The organism is Gracilibacillus alcaliphilus (assembly GCF_016909015.1).
Lineage (GTDB): Bacteria > Bacillota > Bacilli > Bacillales > Amphibacillaceae > Gracilibacillus > Gracilibacillus alcaliphilus.
Genome location: NZ_JAFBFA010000028.1, coordinates 19,957 through 40,260, shown reverse-complemented (window position 1 = coordinate 40,260; position 20,304 = coordinate 19,957). Strand labels below are relative to the sequence as shown.

Genomic DNA, 20,304 nt, shown 5'->3' with positions numbered 1-20,304 from the left:
CCTCTACTCTTTGAATACTTTTAATTAGTTATTTTGCAGCTTTTTGTAATTTCTGAATCATCTGCAGGGAACGGCCAGTTCCGACCGCCACTGATTCCAGTGGATTGGTGGCCAGATGAACAGGGACGTTTACTTCGGTTGAGAGCCATTCTTGCATGCCTTTTAACAGTGATCCGCCGCCAGTAATGGTGATTCCTTGATCCACAATATCACCACTTAATTCAGGCGGGCAGTTCTCCAGTGTTTCTGTAATTGCCTGAAAGATAGATTCTAATGTTTCTTTAATGGCAAAGTAGATTTCTGTCGATTCGATGGTTACAACCTTAGGTAATCCATTTACCAAATCGCGTCCTCTGACATCCATTGTTTCTGGTTTATGATCTTCTACTGCGTTGCCGATTTCAATTTTTACTTTTTCAGCAGTACTTTCACCGATTAAGACATTATATTTTTTCTTGATATACTGGATAATTTCTTCATCCAACCGGTCACCGCCAACGCGAACGGAACGGCTGGCTACAACACCGCCAAAAGAGATGATCCCAACTTCACTGGTACCACCGCCGATATCAACGATCATGCTAGCTTGCGGTTCGGCAACAGGCAGATCAGCTCCAATGGCTGCAGCTACTGGTTCTTCAATCAGGTGTACTTCTTTAGCGCCGAAACTCTTGACGGCATTATCAATTGCCCTGCGTTCGACCGCTGTGCTCCCTGATGGTGTACAAACCACCACACTAGGTTTACGCATAGAAACGCCAGCCTGTTTACTTACCTTCTTAAGGAAGGCTTTTAACATTTGTGTTGTACGGTCAAAATCGGCGATTACGCCATCTTTAAGCGGACGGATTGGGACAATATTCCGCGGTGTTTTACCTATCATTTCCTTCGCTTCATTGCCAACTGCGACTACTTGATCTGTTGTGGTATCTACAGCTACCACGGCTGGTTCATTTAATATAATTCCTTTATTTTTTGAATATATCAATAAATTTGCTGTACCTAAGTCAATTCCAATTTCAGTATTTGAAAACATAATATAAACCTCCAGTTGAATGTTTTTTCTCGATAACATGTATTCTAACGATATTTAGAAATGTCATTAATTTTTTATCTATAATTTAGGAAATTAATAATTTCAGCATTTTATTCATGCTAATATATAGTACTTCTGATTTGCAAGTCACTTTCTGACGGTTGATACTATAGAAAAATATGGAATAGGACAAAAGAGCTGGTTCTTATTTTTTCTTCGCAATGAGATAAATTCTTTTGTATACTTATACATAATAAAGTGAGCCTTTTGTATACAGTGGTTCTTATCATTGATGAAGTCTGACGAAACTACGTCTATGATAAAGTGTGGGTAGATTATAGAAAGGGTGGTTGAAATTGGATTTTGTCTCACAGCTAGCAGAAGAGAGAATCAAACAATCGATTGCTGATGGGGATTTTGATCATTTAGAAGGAAAAGGAAAACCGCTGCCGAAGGACAGTCTGGCAGGGGTGCCTGATGATCTGCGAATGAGCTATCGAATAATGAAAAATAGCGGTTATTTACCAAAAGAGGTTATACTGAATAAAGAAATAGCGTCGTTAAGGGATTTACTGAAATGTTGTCACCATCCAGATGAGCAAGAAAGTATTCGGCAGAAACTTTCAGAAAAAGAAGTCCAATTTCGTCTGCTAGTCGATAAAAAGAACTGGAAACAAAACAGTGCCTTTCGCAGGTACAGCAGTAAAATTCAAAAGTTGTTTTAATGGACCTACTTAAACAGATAATAACTGGAAAATAAAAAGAAACAGGATTAACAAGAGAGGTATGGTGGTATCATATGAATAAGGTATTATTTATTTGTCTAGGAAATATATGCAGATCGCCGATGGCAGAGGCGGTATTTCGTCACATTGTCAAGGAAAAGGGGGCAGAACAGGATTTTGTAATTGATTCAGCCGGTCTAGGTGACTGGCATGTTGGCAGTGTACCACATAAGGGGACGAGAAAGAAACTGGATGAGTTAGCTATTTCTTATCAGGGTCAACGGGCACGTCAGGTTGTTCCAGAAGACTTCGCTGCTTTTGATTATATGATTGTGATGGATCAACAGAACTTGGATGATCTTTCTCGTTTCGATTACAACACAGAAGATGTAATAGTAAAAAAATTGATGGATTTTGTAATAGATGCAAAAGAAGAAAACATACCTGATCCTTACTTCACCAAAAATTTCGATTATACTTATGAACTAGTGAAAGAAGGCTGTGAGCAATTATTTCATAATATTATGGAGCATAATAAAGAAAACACCCACTAATACTAATGGTATAATTCATCTGTAGAAGTGGAGTAAAGATAGAAATGGGTGACGCGAATGAGTAAAGAAAAAATTATTAAAGGAATGATTGCTGGCGCTATAGTCGGTGGTTTATTAACCTTAACTAATCGAGAAACGAGAAATTATGTAAAACAGGGATTACAGCAATGTGGAAATCGGGTTTCATTTTATATGCACCATCCGACAGAAGCTATCCATCAATTAAATGTTCAATATGACTATTACTCCAAACAGGTATCTTCCAGCCTTACTGCTGTGTTAGAAATTCTGAATCAATTACAGGATGCCACGAATAAATTAACTGAGCGGGATCAGGATGAATAAGCAGAAGTTAACAGACAATAGCCTGATTGGTTTTATCAAGCAGCTGATAGACCGGATTGGCAAGCATGATGTGCCTGGTTTATCAGCGCAATTGTCTTACTTCTTCCTCTTGTCTTTGTTCCCGTTTATGATTTTCCTTGTCACATTGTTAGGGTATTTACCTTTCAATGATATTGATGTGATGAATTTCCTATCCGATTATGCCCCTGCAGAAACAATAAATCTATTAAATAATACCATTACAGAAGTGATGAACAATCGAAACAGCGGCTTATTATCGATTGGTATTATTGGAACGCTCTGGTCGGCTTCCAACGGTATTAATGCCTTGATTCGAGCCTTTAATACAGCATATGACATTGAAGAAAAACGTTCTTTTTTTATTGCTAGAGGTATTTCGGTTATTTTAACAGTTGCTATGATCGTGGTGATTATCGTCGCCTTCGCTTTGCCGATCTTTGGTAGAATGATAGGAGAGTATGTCTTCTCCTTAATTGGTTTATCGGATGATTTTGTTAGCACGTGGAATACCTTAAGGTGGGTTATTTCATCCGCTGTGTTCTTTATTGTCTTATTGATGTTGTATAAATTGGCCCCTAGTAAGCATGTATATTTTAAACATACCTATGTGGGAGCTTTGTTTGCAACGGTATTTTGGCAATTGACCTCGTTAGGGTTCTCTTATTATGTATCCAATATGGCTAATTATTCAGCTACTTATGGGAGCCTTGGGGGTGTGATTATTATGATGTTCTGGTTTTATCTTTCCGGAATTATTGTGATGGTCGGCGGTGAAATCAATGCCCTTTTTGCTGAAAGAAGAGAACGGATTCGCACATCATCTGTAAGTGAATAGATGTTAAAAAGTTCCGGTTATTTCTAGGCTGCCTTCACTAACAAGCCTTAGAAATTCGGAACTTTTTGTGTGTGAAATAAAAACATTAAAGTATGTGTTCAAAAAATTCACGTGCCATTTTGAACACCTCTTAAAAAGATTTCAACAGACGCAGGCCATTTAAGATAACCAAAATCGTACTGCCCTCATGTCCAATGACTCCTAATGGCATATCAATGATTTGCAGAAAGTTTGTTGCAATAAGCAGTAAAATAACCCCGATCGAGAAAACAATATTCTGTTTAATAATCCTGTTCATCTTTTTCGAGAGTTTGATGGCGTACACTATTTTGGCCAAATCATTCTTTACCAGCACCATATCGGCTGTTTCCAAAGCGATATCACTCCCAGCTCCCATAGCCGCGCCAATGTTTGCAGTAGCTAAGGCAGGGGCATCATTAATGCCATCGCCAATCATCATCGTTTGTTTTTGGTTAGCAGTCAACTGCTTTAAATAATTCACCTTATCCTCAGGTAAACAATTGGCATGAAATTCCTTGAGTTTGGCTTCTTTGGCAATCGCACCTGCAATTTCGGCATTGTCCCCTGTTAACATCACTGTCTTAATTCCTAATTTGTTTAAGGTCTGGATCGCTTCCACAGAGTCTTGTCTTAGTGTGTCTTCTAACAAAAAGGCGGCGATAATCTGATTGTCTTTTTTTACATAGATGTTGGTAGCAGCAAGCTGTTCTGTCGTATAATGACGGAGAAAATCCTGAGCCATTTGCTGCCCCACCAATTCCTTATTGCCCACCAGCCAGTTTATTTGATCAATTTGGGCAGAGATCCCTTTGCCATGATGATGCTGAACACTGTTTAGCTCTACAGATGTGTCACCTTTGTAATGACTGGCCCATTTTTTCATTGCTTGCGCCAGAGGGTGAGTCGATTCATTTTCAATCGCATAGATGACATCTGCAAGCTCTGTTACCTCTGTTAGAGGATCAGCAAAAAAGTTAGTGACCACCGGCTCACCCTTAGTTAAGGTCCCTGTTTTGTCAAAGGCAACTGTATCTACCTTTGCTAAAGCTTCTGCATAAACCCCGCCCTTGAATAAAATTCCTTGACGAGCCCCATTGGAAATAGCTGATAAGGCCGCTGGCATGATGGAGGCAACGAGTGCACAAGGAGAGGCAACTACAAGCAAAATCATGGCCCGATAAATGGTGTCTGTCCATGTCCATCCTAAAAGATAATGAGGCAGAAACATCATCAGAGCAACCGTTAATAAAACGATTTTGACATAAGTACCTTCAAATTTTTCAATAAATTGTTGAGCAGGTGAGCGTTCCTCTTGAGCATGCTGCACTAATTGAATGATTTTTTGGAACATTGTTTCGGTTGGCTGCGTGTTAATTTCTATCTGCAAAGTCCCGCTTAAATTCATTGTTCCAGCATATACCGTATCGTTAAACGATTTGGGAACAGGAATAGCCTCACCAGATAAGGCACTTTCATCTATCGTGGTTTCTCCCTTGATGATCAAGCCGTCAGCCGGAATCCGTTCTCCTGTCTTTACGACAATTTGATCACCTATCACTAATTGATCAACAGATATGGTTCGGCCATTCCGTAACCTTGCCGTTTCAGGCTGTAATTTAATCAGGCTTTGCAGTTCTTTTTCGCTTTTATGTGCGGTATAGCTTTCTAAGGCGCCTGATAAAGAGAAGATAAAGATAAGGATGGCTCCCTCTGCCCAATAGCCGATGGAAATGGCTCCGACAGCCGCAATAATCATCAATAATTCTACGTTTAAACTTTTGGTTGCTATTGATTCAGTAATACCTTCTTTTGCTTTGGCAAATCCGCCAATTAAAAAGGCAGCGATTAGCAGGCTGATCCAGAGTTGGTGGCTGATGTAATTATTTAATAACCATGCACTTAGAATAAGGACACCGCTGATCATAGCAGCTAGTAATTCCAGATGCCGTTTGATAAATAATCCAAAGACTGGGGACGACTTTTCTTTTTCCATATCTGATGGATAATGGTCTATTTTTGCTTGAGTCATTGTATACCCTCCTTAAGTTGTATAGATGTTCTAATTGAGAATATTCAGACTGTGAAATACAGTTGATATTGATTATCATGTTCATTTATTATAATTATTATAAATTAATAATTATTTTAATTTTAACACTATCCATGTAAAAGTCAATATTTTATTTAATTAAATATTGGAGAAAAGGGATTAGAGGCTTAGCAAACAGCAATTGGTGGTAAACTAGTAGTAATAAAGCGATGAGGAGGATGAAAAATGGAATTCTACTTGAAAAAGGCTGGTGTAAGAGCTGATTTAGCGTATGGAACATTAGACATATCAGGAAATGAAGACTACGGCTACCGTCCTTATGAATTGATGGTTGCTTCTGTAACAGGCTGTATTGCTTCTGTTTTTGGCAAGTTATTGGACAAGAAGCTGATAAAAATTGATGATTTAAAAATAACAGCTAATGTGGAACGATCTCCTCAAGATCTAAATAAAATAACAGCGATCGATCTGCAATTTGTTGTGAAGGGATACCGCCTAAAGCTGGATCAATTAGAAGAATGTCTGGAAACGGCCCGTGAAAACTGTTCGGTGATTCGAACGATAGAGGATTCGGTGAAAATAACCGAACGGTTGACGCTTATTAACTTAAGTCATTAAGTTAATGGTTGAAAGCTATCTGATAGGTGTGAAACTGCGCTCGTGAGATAGAAAAATGCTAGACAGGCATGATTATTTCGATTAGGATGGTTAAGGGGATAAAGGAAGGGGTGTTATAATGCAGAATAAAGAGAAGATTCAGACATTACGTTCTCAATTACAATTGTTCCTTGACCGTCTTGACCATCTTGATCCAGAGGAGGCCTCGCTTGCAGATATAGATCAGTTAATCCAACTAATCGAAAAAATGGAAAAAGATATTATATAAAAAGGGGAAAGTACTGTGTTAGAGTGGGTAGTTATTACTTCGGTCATTGTTATGCTTATTTTGAGTTTACTAAGAGTACATGTGATTTTTGCAATTATTATTGCTGGTGTTGTGGCGGGATTAATGACAGGAATGAACCTGACAGACACGATTGACATGTTAATTAAAGGAATGGGAGCACAATCGAATACCGCATTAAGTTATATTTTACTTGGTGTGTTTGCAGCAATGATAAGTTATACAGGAATCACTTCGATTCTAGTGCGTTTATTAATTAAAGTATTAACAGGCAAAAGAACAACACTGGTGTTCGTGATCGCCGCTATTGCTTGTTTATCACAAAATATAATCCCTGTTCATATCGCTTTTATACCAATCTTAATTCCTCCGTTATTAAAGATTTTTGATCAAATGGAATTGGACCGTCGAGCTGTTGCCTCTGCTTTAACGTTCGGCTTAAAGGCACCATATATTATGATCCCGGCCGGTTTTGGGCTGCTTTTTCACGAAACAATTCAAATCGGTATGCATACCAGTGGTATAGATTTGACAGTTCCTCAAATTGCCTTGTCTTTGTTGATCCCCGGCGTGGGGATGATTGTCGGCTTGTTGATCGCCGTATTATTTACATACCGAAAACCGCGAGAACCAAAGCCACAAATAAGTATAAGCCCTACTACTGAGGATAAACTGGATAATATCACGTTTAATCTAAAACATGGATTAACGATCGTTGCCATTTTAGCTGCCTTAGTTGCACAAATTATTACAAATAATTTAGTAATCGGAGCACTTACCGGTATTATTCTAATGATTTTACTTATTGCGGTTCCATTAAGAGAGGGAGACGCATTTGTACAGAACGGGGTAGCTATGATGGGATCAATTGCCTTCGTGATGCTTGTGGCTGCTGGATACGGAGAAGTTTTAAGAGAAACTGGAGCAGTAGATGCCCTGTTAGAAGCTTCCTCCGGTATGCTGACAGCTAATAAATCAGTTATTGCCTTCGTGCTGCTGCTCGTTGGTTTAATTATTACCATGGGAATTGGTTCCTCCTTTGGCACGATCCCTATTATTGCTACCTTATATGTGCCAATTTGTGCAGCGGCCGGCTTTTCGCCAATGGCGATTGCAGCATTGATTGGAACTGCTGGTGCCTTAGGTGATGCCGGCAGCCCGGCCAGTGATAGTACATTAGGTCCGACATCAGGTTTAAATGCCGATGGCAAGCACCATCATATTTGGGATACATGTGTACCAACCTTTATTCATTATAATATTCCGCTGTTTATTTTTGGCTGGATTGCCAGTATTGTATTATAAGCGGATTGCATAGAGAACTCACCTTTTTGACAAACTAAAAGAGGATGTTCAAAAAGCCCAATAAAAATGACACTGTGAATTTCTGCGTTGGCTTGCTTTTTCGCTACTCACGTATTAAAAGCATACGCTCCGTGGCTCAAAGGCTGCGCCGCCTTGAACTTCTTGGTCCTTTTTACCGAACTTTTTGAACAAGCACTAAAAGAAAAAAAGGTGAGTTTTCTAATGAAAAGAATAATGGTTATAATCGCATTAACTTTCCTGTTGATACCTCTTCAAGCAGAGGCGGTCAGCTATGGCTGGGGCTATAAAAAAGGACATAATCATCAGCCTCCAGAAGTGGGTAAATATCAAGCCATTTTAGACAAGCATCAAGCTTTTTATTTCGATGACTCTGGGGATAAGCATGTCTATTTAACATTTGATAACGGCTATGAGGCTGGTTATACGGAGCAGATTCTTGGCGTGTTAAAAGAAAAGGATGTCCCGGCCACGTTTTTTCTTACTGGCCATTATGTAACCGATCAGCCGGAATTAGTCAAACGGATGATTGCTGATGGGCATATTATCGGAAATCATTCTGATGGGCATCGTGATTTTACAGCGATTTCCAAAGAATCATTTATCAAAGATGTCTCTGTACTAACAGAGAAAATTAAAGAAATAGATGAGAAAGTCCCTGTACAGTATCTCCGGCCGCCTAAAGGAACCTTTAATGAATCTTCTCTGTCATGGGCAGATGAGTTAGGGTATACACATGTTTTTTGGTCACTCGCATTTGTTGATTGGAATGAAGGCTCTGAACAAGGCTGGAAACATGCCTATAAACAGGTGATGGATCAAATTCATCCAGGTGCTGTTGTACTTATGCATACGGTGTCTCAGGATAATGCGGATGCTTTAGCTTATTTGATTGATGATTTGAAAGAACAAGGTTATCAATTCAAAAGCCTCGATGATTTAATGATGAAGAAATTACTGCCGAAAGGCTTCTATTAACAACAAAGTCCCTAGCGAAATAGCTAAGGGACTTTGTTGTTATTGTAAGGCTTGAATCGCCTGTTCAAACAATAGCAGCTGGCTGTTTACAGGCAGATTCGAGTCGACATAGGAATATGTCCCATCAGAGGCTTGCGCCCTTGCTTTTATCGAATCTTGAAGCATAAGATCAAGAATGGAAAGAAGCCGAGCCTTAATCCGTCCTTCAAAGATAGGGAACATTAATTCTACTCGCTTGATCATATTACGTGTCATTAAATCAGCTGAAGATAAAAATATTTTATCTTCACCATGATGATGAAAATAATAGACCCGGCTGTGTTCCAGAAATCTGCCGACAATACTGATAACCCGGATATTCTCACTGATTCCTGAAATGCCAGGCCGCAGACAGCAGATTCCGCGCACAATCAAATCGATCTGTACACCAGCCTGAGAAGCCTGATACAGTTTCTCAATCAATGGCTTATCTGTTAATGAATTCATTTTTGCCATAATCCGGCCATTGTCATACTTCTTATGAAAGTTAATTTCTTGATCAATATAAGTTAATAAATCATTGCGGATATCAAAAGGAGCCATTGATAAATGATGAAAGACTGGCTTCTCTGTATAACCGCTTAAGTAGTTAAAAAAGTTTGTGGCATCTACACCGAATTTTCGTTTCATCGTTAAATAAGACATATCGGTATAGAATTTGGCTGTTTGATCATTATAATTTCCTGTTCCAAGATGGACAACCCGTTCAATCCGATTGAGATGTTTGCGTACAATTAATGTGATCTTGCTATGAGTCTTCAAGGAGATCATACCATATATCACATGGCAGCCGGCTATTTCTAATTGTTTGGCCCATTGGACATTATTCTCTTCATCGAACCGTGCCTTTAATTCAACCAGTACAGTAACCTGCTTACCATTTTCAGCTGCACGTTTTAACGCGGCAATAATGGGAGAACCTCCGCTGACACGATATAATGTCTGTTTAATCGCTAACACTTCCGGATTATCAGCTGCTTCCCGTATTAAATCGACAATCGGCTCAAATGATTCATAGGGATGATGGAGGAAAAGATCCCGTTTTCTTACCGCTTCAAATACCGTCTCATCTTCATGAATATCTTGGGCAGGCTGAGGAATGAGCGTTTCATAGACCAGATGCTCATAATCTTGTTTGACCTGGCTGTAGAAGTCAGCAAGACAAGTTAAGTCAAGTGGACCATTGACAATGTATAAATCTTTTTTGTGAATTTCTAGTACATGTAAGAGGAAGTCAACCATTTCAGGTGCATGCCCTTTTGCTTCTACTTCTAAACGAACAGCTGCTCCGAACTTACGCTTTTTTAATTCTTTTTCAATTTCTCTCAGCAAATCGTGTGCTCCATCTTCATGAATGGTCATATCTGCATTCCTGGTAATGCGAAAGACACTGGTAGAAGTGACACGATAGCCTTTAAAAAGTTTATAGATAAAATGACGAATCACATCTTCTAATAAGATAAAGTGATGTTCATTGATTGGCAAGAAACGATCTAATAAAGCAGGAACTTGAACAATAGCTGTTTTTGTCGGTGTGTGTTCCTGTTCATACTCATCTACGAGCTGAACGGCCAAGTTTAACGACTTATTTAACAGCATCGGAAATTTGCGGTACGCATCAACTGCCATAGGCGTGAGGATTGGATAAATGTGCTCATCAAAAAATTGTTCTAATGAGTTTACCTCCTGTTTCGACAGTTCTTCGATATGAAAAATCCGAATCTGTTCCTTGTCTAAATCGCTGAGTAAGCTGGTATAGAGGGTATATTGCTGTGTGACCAGCTCATGATTAAAAATGGAAATAGCTGCAAGCTGCTGTTTTGGTGTCAGACCTGACTTATCATCAGGCCGGTTAAAGCCTGCCTTTACTTGATCTTTAAGGCCAGCTACTCGAACCATAAAGAATTCGTCTAAATTGGAGGAAAATATCGATAGAAATCGTAATCTCTCTAGTAATGGATTGCCTGCATCATCTGCTTCTTCTAATACTCGCTTATTAAAGGAGAGCCAGCTAAGTTCTCTATTATTATAATAGGCAGGTGATTGGGCATTTGTCTCTTGTATGTTTGTCTCCATGAAGCACCATCCCTTTTAGAGGTTGTTCAAAAAGCATGATAAAAATGACATCAAATGTCGGAGCTGGCGATAGGGGAACTTCTGCTAAAACCGTCCTCATCATGTGGACAACGCAGAAGTCAACACATCCTGTGCAAGCCCGCTACTCAGGTATTAAAAGCATATGCTCCTTTCCTTAGAAAAGAAAACATTTTTCCTGCGTGCAAAATCTTTTGCTCAAAGCTGCGCCGCCTTGAACTATCAACGTACAGGACGTCACGGCTTTAGCCTGCCAACGCACAGGATGTACTAGTATCGCTTTGCAACATGATGTTCTTTTCATCGAACTTTTTGAACAGACACTTATAATAAATCATTCCTAAAAACAGATTGTCAGCTGTCTGTAACCCGTCTTCCGTCTTTTGAGGGGGTGGTGAGAGGAAAATAGGAAACAGTTGCTAACCATCCGGTGGATATTTTTACCCTAGGGTGAAAGTCTCTTTTTATCATAACCTGTCGATGATTAGCTTATATGAAGTAGATGTTAAATAATTGTAAAGTTTGATGCAGCTTGTCATAAATACAAGTTACAACCCTACTATTAATCAGCGGGTAGGTTCCTGCTGACGGCAATTTTATTTCACCTTGACTTAAACTTTAATTGAATCTCTCTCTTAATGGTCTTTTCTAAATGTTTCTTTTGCTTCTCGGATTGATATTCTTCTGGCATGGTGTCGTCTTTACACAATAAGGTAATCACTAGGGTATGCTTCTTCCATTTAAATTGAAGATCCTGAACAGCCTGTCGTTTCGTAGCATCCAGGCAATAGCAGAATTTAAGTATGGCTCCCAAGTCCTGTAATTTATCCCGTTCTTCTTTTAAAAACCATGATTTATAAGGTTGAATAAACTGTTTAAAAACCGTTTTATTTTTATAGGAAGCAATTAAGGCTAATTTCAGGCGATCCTTGTGCATTAAACCGTCAATTGTACGGTTGGCTAACAAGTAGAAGGTGTGCTGTGCACTTGCTTCAGAATCAATATACTCGCCTAAATGAAACAGATAACTAGCCTTCTTTAATAGATTCCAATCATGTTTATCTAAGTGTACTAACCCATTTTCTTTAAGATATTCAAATAATTTTCGGGTGAGAAATTGCACATGGGTAATTTGCTTTAATTCCAAATTATAATCATTGATCAGTTCTTGAATGCTGTCTTCTACTACATTGGGAAAAAGCAATGAACCAGTTTCTCTTACTAATTCTTCATAGAAAACACCATCACGCAATCCTTTACGACTAAGGATAAAGCTTTCTGCTTGAACGATTTGATACAGGCTGTGAAATACTTCAATCGCAGGGATAATAATATCTGCCCTATCTTTGGATAATCCTTCGACTTTGGCTAATTTCCCTGGCTTTAACCCTGTCAAATAGTTGCTTACAGCCATAATATCCTTATCAAACATTTGATATTGGTGCAGGCCGGCTAAGGGATATTTTTTCAGGTTTTGATCGATTTGTGCCAAGTTGCGGGCGCTTCCTCCAATTGCGATTAAAGGTACTTCTTGATTGCGAAGCCAAGGCAAAGTGGCGAACTGTTTAGTTAGATAATGCCGCAGTTGCAGCAACTCTTTTGTTGTGGGAATAACCTCCTTGAAGAAATCCTTTAAGGTCAATGCACCAAAAGGGAAGCTGTGTGATTCTTTCAGTTCACGATTTTCAAACAAGGTGACTTCGGTACTTCCACCGCCAATATCTACGGTAATTCCTGTTGAAATAGAGGTGGAGTTAACCACAGCCAAATAGCCATAATAGGCCTCTTCTTCCTCGGATAGAATACGCATGGTTAAACCTGTACTGTCTTTTACTTGCTTTTCAATGTCTGCTTGATTACTGGCTTGTCTGATCGTTGCAGTAGCTACACAGACAATGTCTTGTACCTTATGGGTGTGAAGCACCTTCTGAAAACTTGCAAGTGTATCGATAAGACGATCGATGCCTGTTTGATTCAGGCTGTTGTCTTGTTCCAGAAACATACGGAGCCGGGCAACTGCTTTGACGTTTTCCACTTCTTTTAATCTGCCGCCTTTTTCTCTTACATAAATAACTAAGCGCATAGTATTCGATCCAATATCAACGATAGCATAATATTGCTTCTTCATTTACTTCACCCTGTTTCTTGGATAATTTTCCTTTTATTATACCATACATATCACGGCATCTTGGCAATGAAGAAAGTGTTTTCTTTTGAAAATAGTGAACCAGTTTACAAATTTTGTGAACATGAAAAACTGCTGTTTTAGAGTGAGGTTTATCACTAAGAACAGCAGGATGTCATGGTTCAATATTTCTTATGAAGGCAGGTAGCTGCTTATCGATTAACTTGAAGGCAGGGTGGCTAATAATTGCTGATAAGTTTGGGCTTTTTCTTTATCTCCATTGGCTAGATGGCTTTTATACAAATATTGGATGGGGGATGTGTCATCTGGAGCAAGTTCCATTTCCCATTCAAAGCAAGCTATCGCTTTATCATACTGTCCCAGCTCGTAATAGATTTCTCCTAATACAAATTGTTGATCAGGGTTATCGGTTAGCTGTTTAATTTTTCGCAGTTTTTGAACAGTTGGCAGCTCATTGTGATCGATACATGCTAAGAGATCGCTGAGCGCAGTGCTGGAAAGCAGTTTCTTTACTAGCTGTTTCAGTAATTGATCTAACTGATGATGATCCTCATATAACGAAGTAATCAATGGCAAGATCTGTTGATACCTTTTCGCTAGAAAGTCTGCAGAAACATGTGGGGCTGCTTGATCCAACAGATCCAGTTCTATTGGCTGTTCCTTTGTTTGTAAGAAATAATCAAGGATGGCATCGTATGCACCTAACGATAGTAATTGTTCCATCAGTTCGCGAGTGAAGCGGTGAGATGGAAGCAGCTCAGACCAAAACGATACCTGTATCTTATCAGCGTATGCTGCAAAGGGCAGCTGATCAAGTGACAGTTTATCTTGTAAGGAGTCATGCTGGCAGTAATAAAGCAGGATTTGGTCAAATGCACGTTCTTCTATACCATATTGATCAAACAATGGTTTTATGAATGAATGAGGGAAGTGATGATCAAAAATATAATTTTCCAGATAGAGCGGATCGGACCAACCGGCAGCTAGTTGCTCTATATCTGCATATAAAGTTCTGTATTTTTGGAAATCGGTATGTTGAAGCATATCATTGGCAAAAGAGTCTGAGGGAAGGGCGTTATGATAATGAAGCACAATCTGAAAAGCTTTTTTTAACTGGCCATTGCGGCGATATTGATAAAAGCTTTCCTTACATAAGGTTTGAATTTTTTGTGGCTGGATATAATTATCAAACATAGCAAGTATATAGAGTCTCTCTGTCGCAGAGAATTGTTTTTTTAGTTTATCAACCATTTGATTATTTGTTATTAAGGGATAAGCCGTTTTGGATTGTAGGAAGATATTGGTCAGAACATGATCAGTGGAGAAGGTAAATCCTTCCCGTAACGCTCTGGCTAGAAAAGAGTGAAGGTGGACAGCAGCCGTTTTTTTTACATTAATAAAATGGCTTTTATAGCAAAATAAATAATAAGTATGTCCATTCTTTCCGTGGGTTTCCACTATTTTCATTTGTTTGTAGGCTGTTAGCTGCACCACGCGCAAACGCACTTTTTTCTTTTGGTAAAGAATTTCTAGCATGGTCATATAAACAACTCCTTCGATAACTAGTTATCACCAGTGTAGCATAAAACATATTTTGTAGATATCGAAATTCATTTTTAAGATAAAGCTGGAGAAGGGACAAACCTTATTCTATAGGCACAAAAGCACTATTAAAAAAATTTTTTTAAATATGAGCAAAACTATTGAAAGTCAAAAAAGGTCAGAGTATAATAATAATCAAATAAGGTCAAAGATAGTCAAAAGTCAAATTGACCTTGACCTTTATTCTTATCTAAGTGCATTCGTATAGTAGTCCTATCCTGGCAGATTTGGAGAAAGTTCCAAGGAGTCTAAGTGGGATAACAGATGATAGTACCCCGATAAGTTTCGCTATCCATTAGTGAAGGAGGAAGAACGCCCCACTGAGGATAGTTAACTAAATTGAAGGAGGAATTCGTTATGAAATGCCAAAAATGTGGTAATCATCAAGCAACTGTTAATCTAAACCTTCGGATAAACAATCAATCTCAATCATTACATGTATGTCAATCATGCTTTCAAGATATTAAAAATGAAATGAACCAACCTTCAGGAATGTTCGGTGGACAAGGCTTTGAACAGTTCTTTAGCGGTGGAGCCAATGGATTCAGCGGCACACAGGCGCAAACAAGAACTGCCCAAGGCGGGCAAGGAAATGGTCTGCTGGATCAGCTTGGTAAGAACTTATCGGATGCGGCTCGTGCAGGGGTTATCGATCCTGTCATTGGCCGTGAACAAGAAGTAAAACGTGTAATTGAAACACTAAACCGCCGCAACAAAAACAATCCAGTGCTAATTGGGGAACCTGGTGTAGGTAAAACAGCCATTGCTGAAGGTTTAGCTTTAAGAGTAGTGGAAGGAAATGTGCCGGCAAAATTGTTAGATAAGGAAATTTATATCTTAGATGTGGCTTCTCTTGTAGCCAATACCGGCATACGCGGGCAATTCGAGGAGCGCATGAAACAATTAGTGACAGAGCTTCAAGAACGTCAAAATGTGATCCTTTTTGTTGATGAGATTCACCTATTAGTCGGTGCCGGTACAGCAGAAGGCTCCCAAATGGATGCCGGTAATATTTTAAAACCAGCGCTTGCACGTGGTGAATTGCAATTAATTGGGGCAACTACGTTAAAAGAATATCGTCAAATTGAGAAAGATGCAGCTTTAGAACGACGCTTACAGCCTATTATTGTCAAAGAGCCGACTGTCGAAGAGGCGGAACAAATTCTATTAGGTTTGCGCGATCGTTATCAACAATATCATCAAGTCAACTATTCTGACGACGTTATTGCAGCAGCTGTTCGATTATCCAAACGCTATATCCAAGACCGCTTCCTGCCAGACAAAGCGATTGATCTAATCGATGAAGCTGGTGCACGATTGAATTTAACCGTCAGCGAAACAGATTCTGACAGTATCCAAAAACGTTTAGATGAAATTGTTAAACAAAAAACAGAAGCAGCTGAACAAGAAGACTATGAACGTGCTGCTAATTTAAGACACGAAGAAATTAAGTTGGAGAAAAAACTAGCCGAAACACAAGAAACACCAAAGGCAGAAGTGACTGTTGAAGATATTCAATTAATTATTGAAGAAAAAACAGGTATCCCAGTTCGTAAAATGCAAGCAGATGAACAATCTAAAATGAATCAGCTTGCTGGTAACTTAAGCAAGAAGGTAATTGGACAGCAAACAGCGGTTGCCAAAGTAGCAAAAGCCATTCGCAGAAGCAGAGCTGGCTTGAAACCTAAATACCGCCCAATTGGCTCTTTCTTATTTGTAGGACCAACTGGTGTAGGTAAAACCGAATTAACCAAAGCACTTGCTGAAGAATTATTTGGCACCAAGGATGCCATGGTTCGTTTAGATATGAGTGAATATATGGAGAAACATGCAGTTTCTAAACTTATCGGTTCACCTCCTGGCTATGTAGGACATGAAGAGGCTGGACAATTAACAGAGAAAATCCGCCGTAATCCATACAGCCTGGTGTTGCTGGACGAAATTGAAAAGGCACATCCAGATGTACAAAATATGTTCTTGCAAATCATGGAGGACGGTCACTTAACAGACAGCCAAGGCCGGACGGTCAGCTTCAAGGATACCGTAATTATCATGACAAGTAATGCAGGTACCAATGCTAAAGCAATTACCGTAGGCTTCAACAATGATAACAATCAGGCTGTATCCGAATTAGAGAATCTAACCCAATACTTTAAAGCCGAATTCTTAAATCGCTTTGACGCGATTATACCATTCAATGAGTTAACAGAAGCTGATATATTACAGATTGTTGACTTAATGTTAAATGAGTTGACTGAGCACTTACAAGAATCAAATCTTGAGATAACAGTAAGTGATGAAGTGAAGCAATTCCTAGCTGATAAAGGCTATGACCGCCGTTTTGGTGCACGTCCATTACGTCGAGTTATTCAAGAGAAAGTCGAAGATGGCATTACCGATATCGTTTTAGAACAAGAGAACGTAACAAAGGTAGAGATTGTATTGGAAGATGGCGAAATTGAAGTAAGAAGTGTGTAAAGGAAATATGCAGAAGGGCTGTTGCACCGTGAAATTACATGGTGCAACAGTCTTTTTTTTGCAGATAATTTCTAAGCGCCATCCGAGCATGAAATAGGGAGAATAGAGTATCATATAAAGAAGTACCCATATTTTCCAAACGAAAGAGGCAGTATATATGATTTATCAAACCAATGAATATGCTCCGTTAAAAAGGGTAATTACCTGCCCGCCAATGTATATGGAAATAAGAAATATTATCAACATAACTCAGCAAAAATACAAACAAGACAATATCGATGTGTTTAAGGCTCTAGATCAGTATCAAGAATTTGTACAGACCCTTACCTTACATGGGGCAGAGGTGCTGGAATTATCGCCATCCCCTGATCTAAATGAACAAGTTTTCACACGGGATATCGGATTTACAATCAATCATCAGTTGTTCACATGTAATATGAAAGAACCGATTCGTCGAGGAGAAATCAGTGTTCTGCAAGATTTTTTACAGAAAAAAGGGATAGAATATCATGCCCTGCCAGTACCAACGCTGGAAGGCGGTGATATTGTATTAGCCAATGACACCATTTATGCAGGTACAAGCAATCGAACGACACGAAAAGCGATCGAATATCTGGCAAAAACAATCCCGGATAAACAAGTGGTTCCTTTGCAGATGAGAGAAGATATACTGCATCTGGATTGTTGTTTTAACCTGGTAAGTGATGAGATCGGCATCATCTATCCTGATGCCTTTCCGGCAGAAGATCTAAAGCGTCTGCGATCTGTGTTTGAGTTAATCGAAGTATCTGACCATGAACAATTCGCGATGGGGACAAATGTGCTTTCGCTTGGTGGGGGAAAGGTGATTGCCTTACCGGAGAATCAACGAATCAATCAGTTGTTAGCACAAAAGGGTTTCGACATTATCGAAGTACCTTTTTCAGAAATCATTAAATCAGGCGGCTCATTTCGCTGTTGTTCATTAGCGGTGGAAAGGGGAGTTTGACGATTGACTCCATCCCCTACACATTCAAAAAAGGCGACTCTTTATTGATATGATCATAAAACATAATTCCATTAAGATGATCCATTTCATGTTGAATCAGAATGGCACTGTAACCGTTAAAACGGTAAGTATGCTTCTCGCCCATTTCATCATAGGCCGCTATTTTGATCCTCTCATAGCGAGGAACATGGCCAAGAATTTCCCGGTCTACTGATAAACAGCCTTCCCCTTCCGGCAGGTAGATCGTATGTGGCGAATGACTGATAAGTTCAGGGTTGATGATTTTTAATGCCTTCTGTTCTCCATTACTTTCATGATAGAGGACTGTAAACATTCTTTTATTCAGCCCAATCTGATTGGCAGATAAACCAGAACCTGGTCTTAGTTTATATTTTTTAGCTATCTCTGCATTTTGGCTGTTTTGCAGATAGGTCAGCATACAAGCTAACTCTTCTTTTACCTGATTGGAAACAGGGAATTCAACTGGTGCTAATTTTTTCCTCAGGATAGGATCCCCTTCTTTAACAATATCTTTCATCGTAATCATATAGTCGGAATGAAACTTACTCATAGATAAACACCTCTTCGATATTTTTTTCCAATGCCCTGGCTATTTTAAAAGCCAATTCCAAGGTGGGATCATATTTATCATTTTCAATACAATTGATCGTCTGCCTTGATGCCTTGCAAAGTTCAGCAAGCTTGGCTTGGGTCATATTAGATTTTTTTCTTAATTGTTTAATGATATTTTTCAAAGTAGTCCCTCCTCGATTTGTCAAAAGTATTTGACAAAATAGTAACATAATATCATCAAATTGTCCAAAACTTTTGACATTTAATTTAAAATTAGTACTTGAACCAGAAAACCATTTTGTATATAATAGGGAAGTGACGTTTAAAGGGGCATTAGCTCAGCTGGGAGAGCGCTACACTGGCAGTGTAGAGGTCAGCGGTTCGAGCCCGCTATGCTCCATTCAGAAAAAACACTTTTCTTATTCAAAATAAGAAAAGTGTTTTTTCAAAAGAATGTGAGTTATTCTACTAAGGAGTTATAACATAACTTAAAACTGTTTCTCCATCTTCTCCTGTTTATTTAAACCCTAAGGTTTTATTTGAAAAACGTTATTCTTCTATAATTCCACACAACTTTTTTCGTGAACCTCTGAAACTTTATACTATAGCACGAACGAAATACATTTCACCTGATACTCCTAAACCTTTATCAGTAGCATGTTCATTAAATATTTTTTCAATTTGTTCCATGCTCTCGTTTATAACCATTTTATGTACGGATGGTGACTGTCCAAAACAGCATAACTTAACAACATCTATTGGCTCGTGTAAGTAAGATATTCCCCTGATTGTTTCAATTTCAGCATTTTCAAGTGCGCCTATAGCAAGATGATTTCTAATCTTATCTAGATAGGAGTACCTTCAGGCAGCGCTGCAAAAAGATTCGGGAAAAGTTCGGGCAATTCTGGTGATAATTGATCACCAGGATGCAAACTTAAGACCTTGCCACCATTCTTTATAATTCTTTTTAAATCAAAATAAGCAGAAGTTGGCCCTTTACGATTATATGCACAATCAAATTGCTCTGATTCGAATGGAAGTCTATCTTTGAAGCAGAGGTATCTCAAATGGTTCAAAATCATGTTATTCGCTCCTTTTTTGTATAAGTTTAGTATATCATATTTTCCGACATTTGATCACTTTGGTCAAAAGGGCATATTCTTATTTTATTGCCGGTCTATTAAAGGAACTAGAAACCTTTTTTAGTAAAAACGACGAATTTACTTTATTTTTTCAGTAATAGCATTGTAAGTTGCTTTTTTTAAATAGAGAAAAAGTTAAAGAGTCTAATGTTTTTTATGTGAAGAGACTTAGCGGGAGACTTTTACCATAAATTAACGCAGGAAACAAATGCTTTGCACACAAAAAACTTAGTTTACATAATCCGAAAGTGGCCAGTAAATGAAGTAGAGTGGCCAGTAACTAACATCAACTGGCCAGTAAACACCTGCGAATGACCGGTATCATTATCAAAGCGGCCATTAAATCTCATCAAGTGGCCACTACCCCAAAAGAATCCCTAAGCTGCCGATGATCAATCCATTATTCAGATTAAATCCATATCATTTTGCGATTAATAGCATTTTTTTGTA

The 20,304-nt window shown here is 38.8% G+C and carries 18 protein-coding genes and 1 tRNA gene; 11 read left to right on the top strand and 8 right to left on the bottom strand.

All coding sequences use genetic code 11. The annotated features are described in order from the left end of the window. Positions 1–28: 28 nt before the first annotated feature. Positions 29–1,036, bottom strand: coding sequence for a rod-share determining protein MreBH (gene mreBH, locus JOD18_RS17520; protein WP_204670411.1), 1,008 nt, complete (start codon positions 1,034–1,036; stop codon positions 29–31). 356 nt (positions 1,037–1,392) lie between these two features. Between mreBH and JOD18_RS17515 the strand changes: the two genes are divergently transcribed. The 4 genes from JOD18_RS17515 (at position 1,393) to JOD18_RS17500 (ending at position 3,516) form a co-directional block, all read left to right on the top strand. After that, complete coding sequence (locus JOD18_RS17515; protein ID WP_204670410.1) at positions 1,393–1,761, top strand: DnaJ family domain-containing protein; 369 nt, start codon at positions 1,393–1,395, stop codon at positions 1,759–1,761. Between the two features lie 74 nt (positions 1,762–1,835). Next, positions 1,836–2,315: a low molecular weight protein-tyrosine-phosphatase gene (locus JOD18_RS17510; RefSeq protein WP_204670409.1), complete on the top strand. Its 480-nt coding sequence runs from the start codon at positions 1,836–1,838 to the stop codon at positions 2,313–2,315. 57 nt (positions 2,316–2,372) lie between these two features. Continuing rightward, complete coding sequence (locus JOD18_RS17505) at positions 2,373–2,660, top strand: hypothetical protein (protein WP_204670408.1); 288 nt, start codon at positions 2,373–2,375, stop codon at positions 2,658–2,660. After that, positions 2,653–3,516 (top strand): YihY/virulence factor BrkB family protein, encoded by an 864-nt coding sequence (locus JOD18_RS17500; protein ID WP_204670407.1) that lies wholly within the window; start codon positions 2,653–2,655, stop codon positions 3,514–3,516. Before JOD18_RS17505 ends, JOD18_RS17500 begins: the two co-directional genes overlap by 8 nt. 130 nt (positions 3,517–3,646) lie before the next feature. Here JOD18_RS17500 and JOD18_RS17495 read toward each other — a convergent pair whose 3' ends face one another. Continuing rightward, entirely contained in the window at positions 3,647–5,566 is a 1,920-nt protein-coding gene (locus tag JOD18_RS17495) for a heavy metal translocating P-type ATPase (RefSeq protein ID WP_239588197.1), read from the bottom strand. Between the two features lie 246 nt (positions 5,567–5,812). Between JOD18_RS17495 and JOD18_RS17490 the strand changes: the two genes are divergently transcribed. The 4 genes from JOD18_RS17490 to pdaA all read left to right on the top strand — a co-directional run bounded on the left by JOD18_RS17490 (position 5,813) and on the right by pdaA (position 8,792). Next, positions 5,813–6,205, top strand: a complete 393-nt coding sequence (locus JOD18_RS17490; protein ID WP_204670406.1) for an OsmC family protein — start codon at positions 5,813–5,815, stop codon at positions 6,203–6,205. Positions 6,206–6,323: 118 nt separating this feature from the next. After that, a complete protein-coding gene (locus tag JOD18_RS17485) occupies positions 6,324–6,473 on the top strand; it encodes an SE1561 family protein (protein WP_204670405.1) in 150 nt (49 codons plus the stop codon). 15 nt (positions 6,474–6,488) lie between these two features. Next, the gene (locus JOD18_RS17480; protein ID WP_338029563.1) at positions 6,489–7,796 is read left to right on the top strand and encodes a Na+/H+ antiporter family protein; all 1,308 of its coding nucleotides are present in this window, start codon (positions 6,489–6,491) and stop codon (positions 7,794–7,796) included. Between the two features lie 222 nt (positions 7,797–8,018). Beyond that, a complete protein-coding gene (gene pdaA, locus JOD18_RS17475) occupies positions 8,019–8,792 on the top strand; it encodes a delta-lactam-biosynthetic de-N-acetylase (RefSeq protein WP_204670404.1) in 774 nt (257 codons plus the stop codon). Positions 8,793–8,831: 39 nt separating this feature from the next. Here the strand turns inward: pdaA and JOD18_RS17470 are convergent, their stop codons facing one another. The 3 genes from JOD18_RS17470 to JOD18_RS17460 all read right to left on the bottom strand — a co-directional run bounded on the left by JOD18_RS17470 (position 8,832) and on the right by JOD18_RS17460 (position 14,613). After that, positions 8,832–10,907: an RNA degradosome polyphosphate kinase gene (locus JOD18_RS17470; protein WP_204670403.1), complete on the bottom strand. Its 2,076-nt coding sequence runs from the start codon at positions 10,905–10,907 to the stop codon at positions 8,832–8,834. A gap of 619 nt (positions 10,908–11,526) precedes the next feature. After that, positions 11,527–13,053: a Ppx/GppA family phosphatase gene (locus JOD18_RS17465; RefSeq protein WP_204670402.1), complete on the bottom strand. Its 1,527-nt coding sequence runs from the start codon at positions 13,051–13,053 to the stop codon at positions 11,527–11,529. A gap of 216 nt (positions 13,054–13,269) precedes the next feature. Beyond that, on the bottom strand, positions 13,270–14,613 hold the full coding sequence (locus JOD18_RS17460) for a tetratricopeptide repeat protein (RefSeq protein WP_204670401.1): 1,344 nt from the start codon (positions 14,611–14,613) through the stop codon (positions 13,270–13,272). A 417-nt stretch (positions 14,614–15,030) separates the two neighbouring features. On the opposite strand from JOD18_RS17460, the gene JOD18_RS17455 reads away from it, so the two are divergent. Next, positions 15,031–17,151: an ATP-dependent Clp protease ATP-binding subunit gene (locus JOD18_RS17455; RefSeq protein WP_204670400.1), complete on the top strand. Its 2,121-nt coding sequence runs from the start codon at positions 15,031–15,033 to the stop codon at positions 17,149–17,151. 157 nt (positions 17,152–17,308) lie between these two features. Continuing rightward, positions 17,309–18,139 carry a dimethylarginine dimethylaminohydrolase family protein gene (locus tag JOD18_RS17450; RefSeq protein WP_204670399.1) on the top strand — a complete coding sequence of 277 codons (831 nt, stop codon included), beginning with the start codon at positions 17,309–17,311 and terminating at the stop codon, positions 18,137–18,139. Between the two features lie 16 nt (positions 18,140–18,155). Here JOD18_RS17450 and def read toward each other — a convergent pair whose 3' ends face one another. Both def and JOD18_RS17440 read right to left on the bottom strand, forming a co-directional pair. Beyond that, positions 18,156–18,710, bottom strand: a complete 555-nt coding sequence (gene def, locus JOD18_RS17445) for a peptide deformylase (protein ID WP_204670398.1) — start codon at positions 18,708–18,710, stop codon at positions 18,156–18,158. Further along, positions 18,703–18,894: a helix-turn-helix transcriptional regulator gene (locus JOD18_RS17440; protein ID WP_204670397.1), complete on the bottom strand. Its 192-nt coding sequence runs from the start codon at positions 18,892–18,894 to the stop codon at positions 18,703–18,705. Before JOD18_RS17440 ends, def begins: the two co-directional genes overlap by 8 nt. A gap of 145 nt (positions 18,895–19,039) precedes the next feature. Here JOD18_RS17440 and JOD18_RS17435 point away from each other — a divergent pair. Beyond that, positions 19,040–19,112, top strand: a tRNA-Ala gene (locus JOD18_RS17435). A 445-nt stretch (positions 19,113–19,557) separates the two neighbouring features. On the opposite strand, the gene JOD18_RS17430 is transcribed toward JOD18_RS17435, so the two are convergent. Next, on the bottom strand, positions 19,558–19,794 hold the full coding sequence (locus JOD18_RS17430) for a hypothetical protein (RefSeq protein WP_204670396.1): 237 nt from the start codon (positions 19,792–19,794) through the stop codon (positions 19,558–19,560). Positions 19,795–20,304: the final 510 nt, after the last annotated feature.

Excerpts from the sequence above, each read along its gene's own strand:
- JOD18_RS17490 (WP_204670406.1), top strand. The coding sequence starts at position 5,813 with ATGGAATTCTACTTGAAAAAGGCTGGTGTAAGAGCTGATTTAGCGTAT.
- JOD18_RS17505 (WP_204670408.1), top strand. The coding sequence starts at position 2,373 with ATGAGTAAAGAAAAAATTATTAAAGGAATGATTGCTGGCGCTATAGTC.
- JOD18_RS17460 (WP_204670401.1), bottom strand. The coding sequence starts at position 14,613 with ATGACCATGCTAGAAATTCTTTACCAAAAGAAAAAAGTGCGTTTGCGC.
- JOD18_RS17465 (WP_204670402.1), bottom strand. The coding sequence starts at position 13,053 with ATGAAGAAGCAATATTATGCTATCGTTGATATTGGATCGAATACTATG.
- JOD18_RS17510 (WP_204670409.1), top strand. The coding sequence starts at position 1,836 with ATGAATAAGGTATTATTTATTTGTCTAGGAAATATATGCAGATCGCCG.
- mreBH (WP_204670411.1), bottom strand. The coding sequence starts at position 1,036 with ATGTTTTCAAATACTGAAATTGGAATTGACTTAGGTACAGCAAATTTA.
- JOD18_RS17495 (WP_239588197.1), bottom strand. The coding sequence starts at position 5,566 with ATGACTCAAGCAAAAATAGACCATTATCCATCAGATATGGAAAAAGAA.
- JOD18_RS17430 (WP_204670396.1), bottom strand. The coding sequence starts at position 19,794 with ATGATTTTGAACCATTTGAGATACCTCTGCTTCAAAGATAGACTTCCA.
- JOD18_RS17485 (WP_204670405.1), top strand. The coding sequence starts at position 6,324 with ATGCAGAATAAAGAGAAGATTCAGACATTACGTTCTCAATTACAATTG.
- JOD18_RS17470 (WP_204670403.1), bottom strand. The coding sequence starts at position 10,907 with ATGGAGACAAACATACAAGAGACAAATGCCCAATCACCTGCCTATTAT.
- pdaA (WP_204670404.1), top strand. The coding sequence starts at position 8,019 with ATGAAAAGAATAATGGTTATAATCGCATTAACTTTCCTGTTGATACCT.
- JOD18_RS17500 (WP_204670407.1), top strand. The coding sequence starts at position 2,653 with ATGAATAAGCAGAAGTTAACAGACAATAGCCTGATTGGTTTTATCAAG.
- JOD18_RS17450 (WP_204670399.1), top strand. The coding sequence starts at position 17,309 with ATGATTTATCAAACCAATGAATATGCTCCGTTAAAAAGGGTAATTACC.
- JOD18_RS17455 (WP_204670400.1), top strand. The coding sequence starts at position 15,031 with ATGAAATGCCAAAAATGTGGTAATCATCAAGCAACTGTTAATCTAAAC.
- def (WP_204670398.1), bottom strand. The coding sequence starts at position 18,710 with ATGAGTAAGTTTCATTCCGACTATATGATTACGATGAAAGATATTGTT.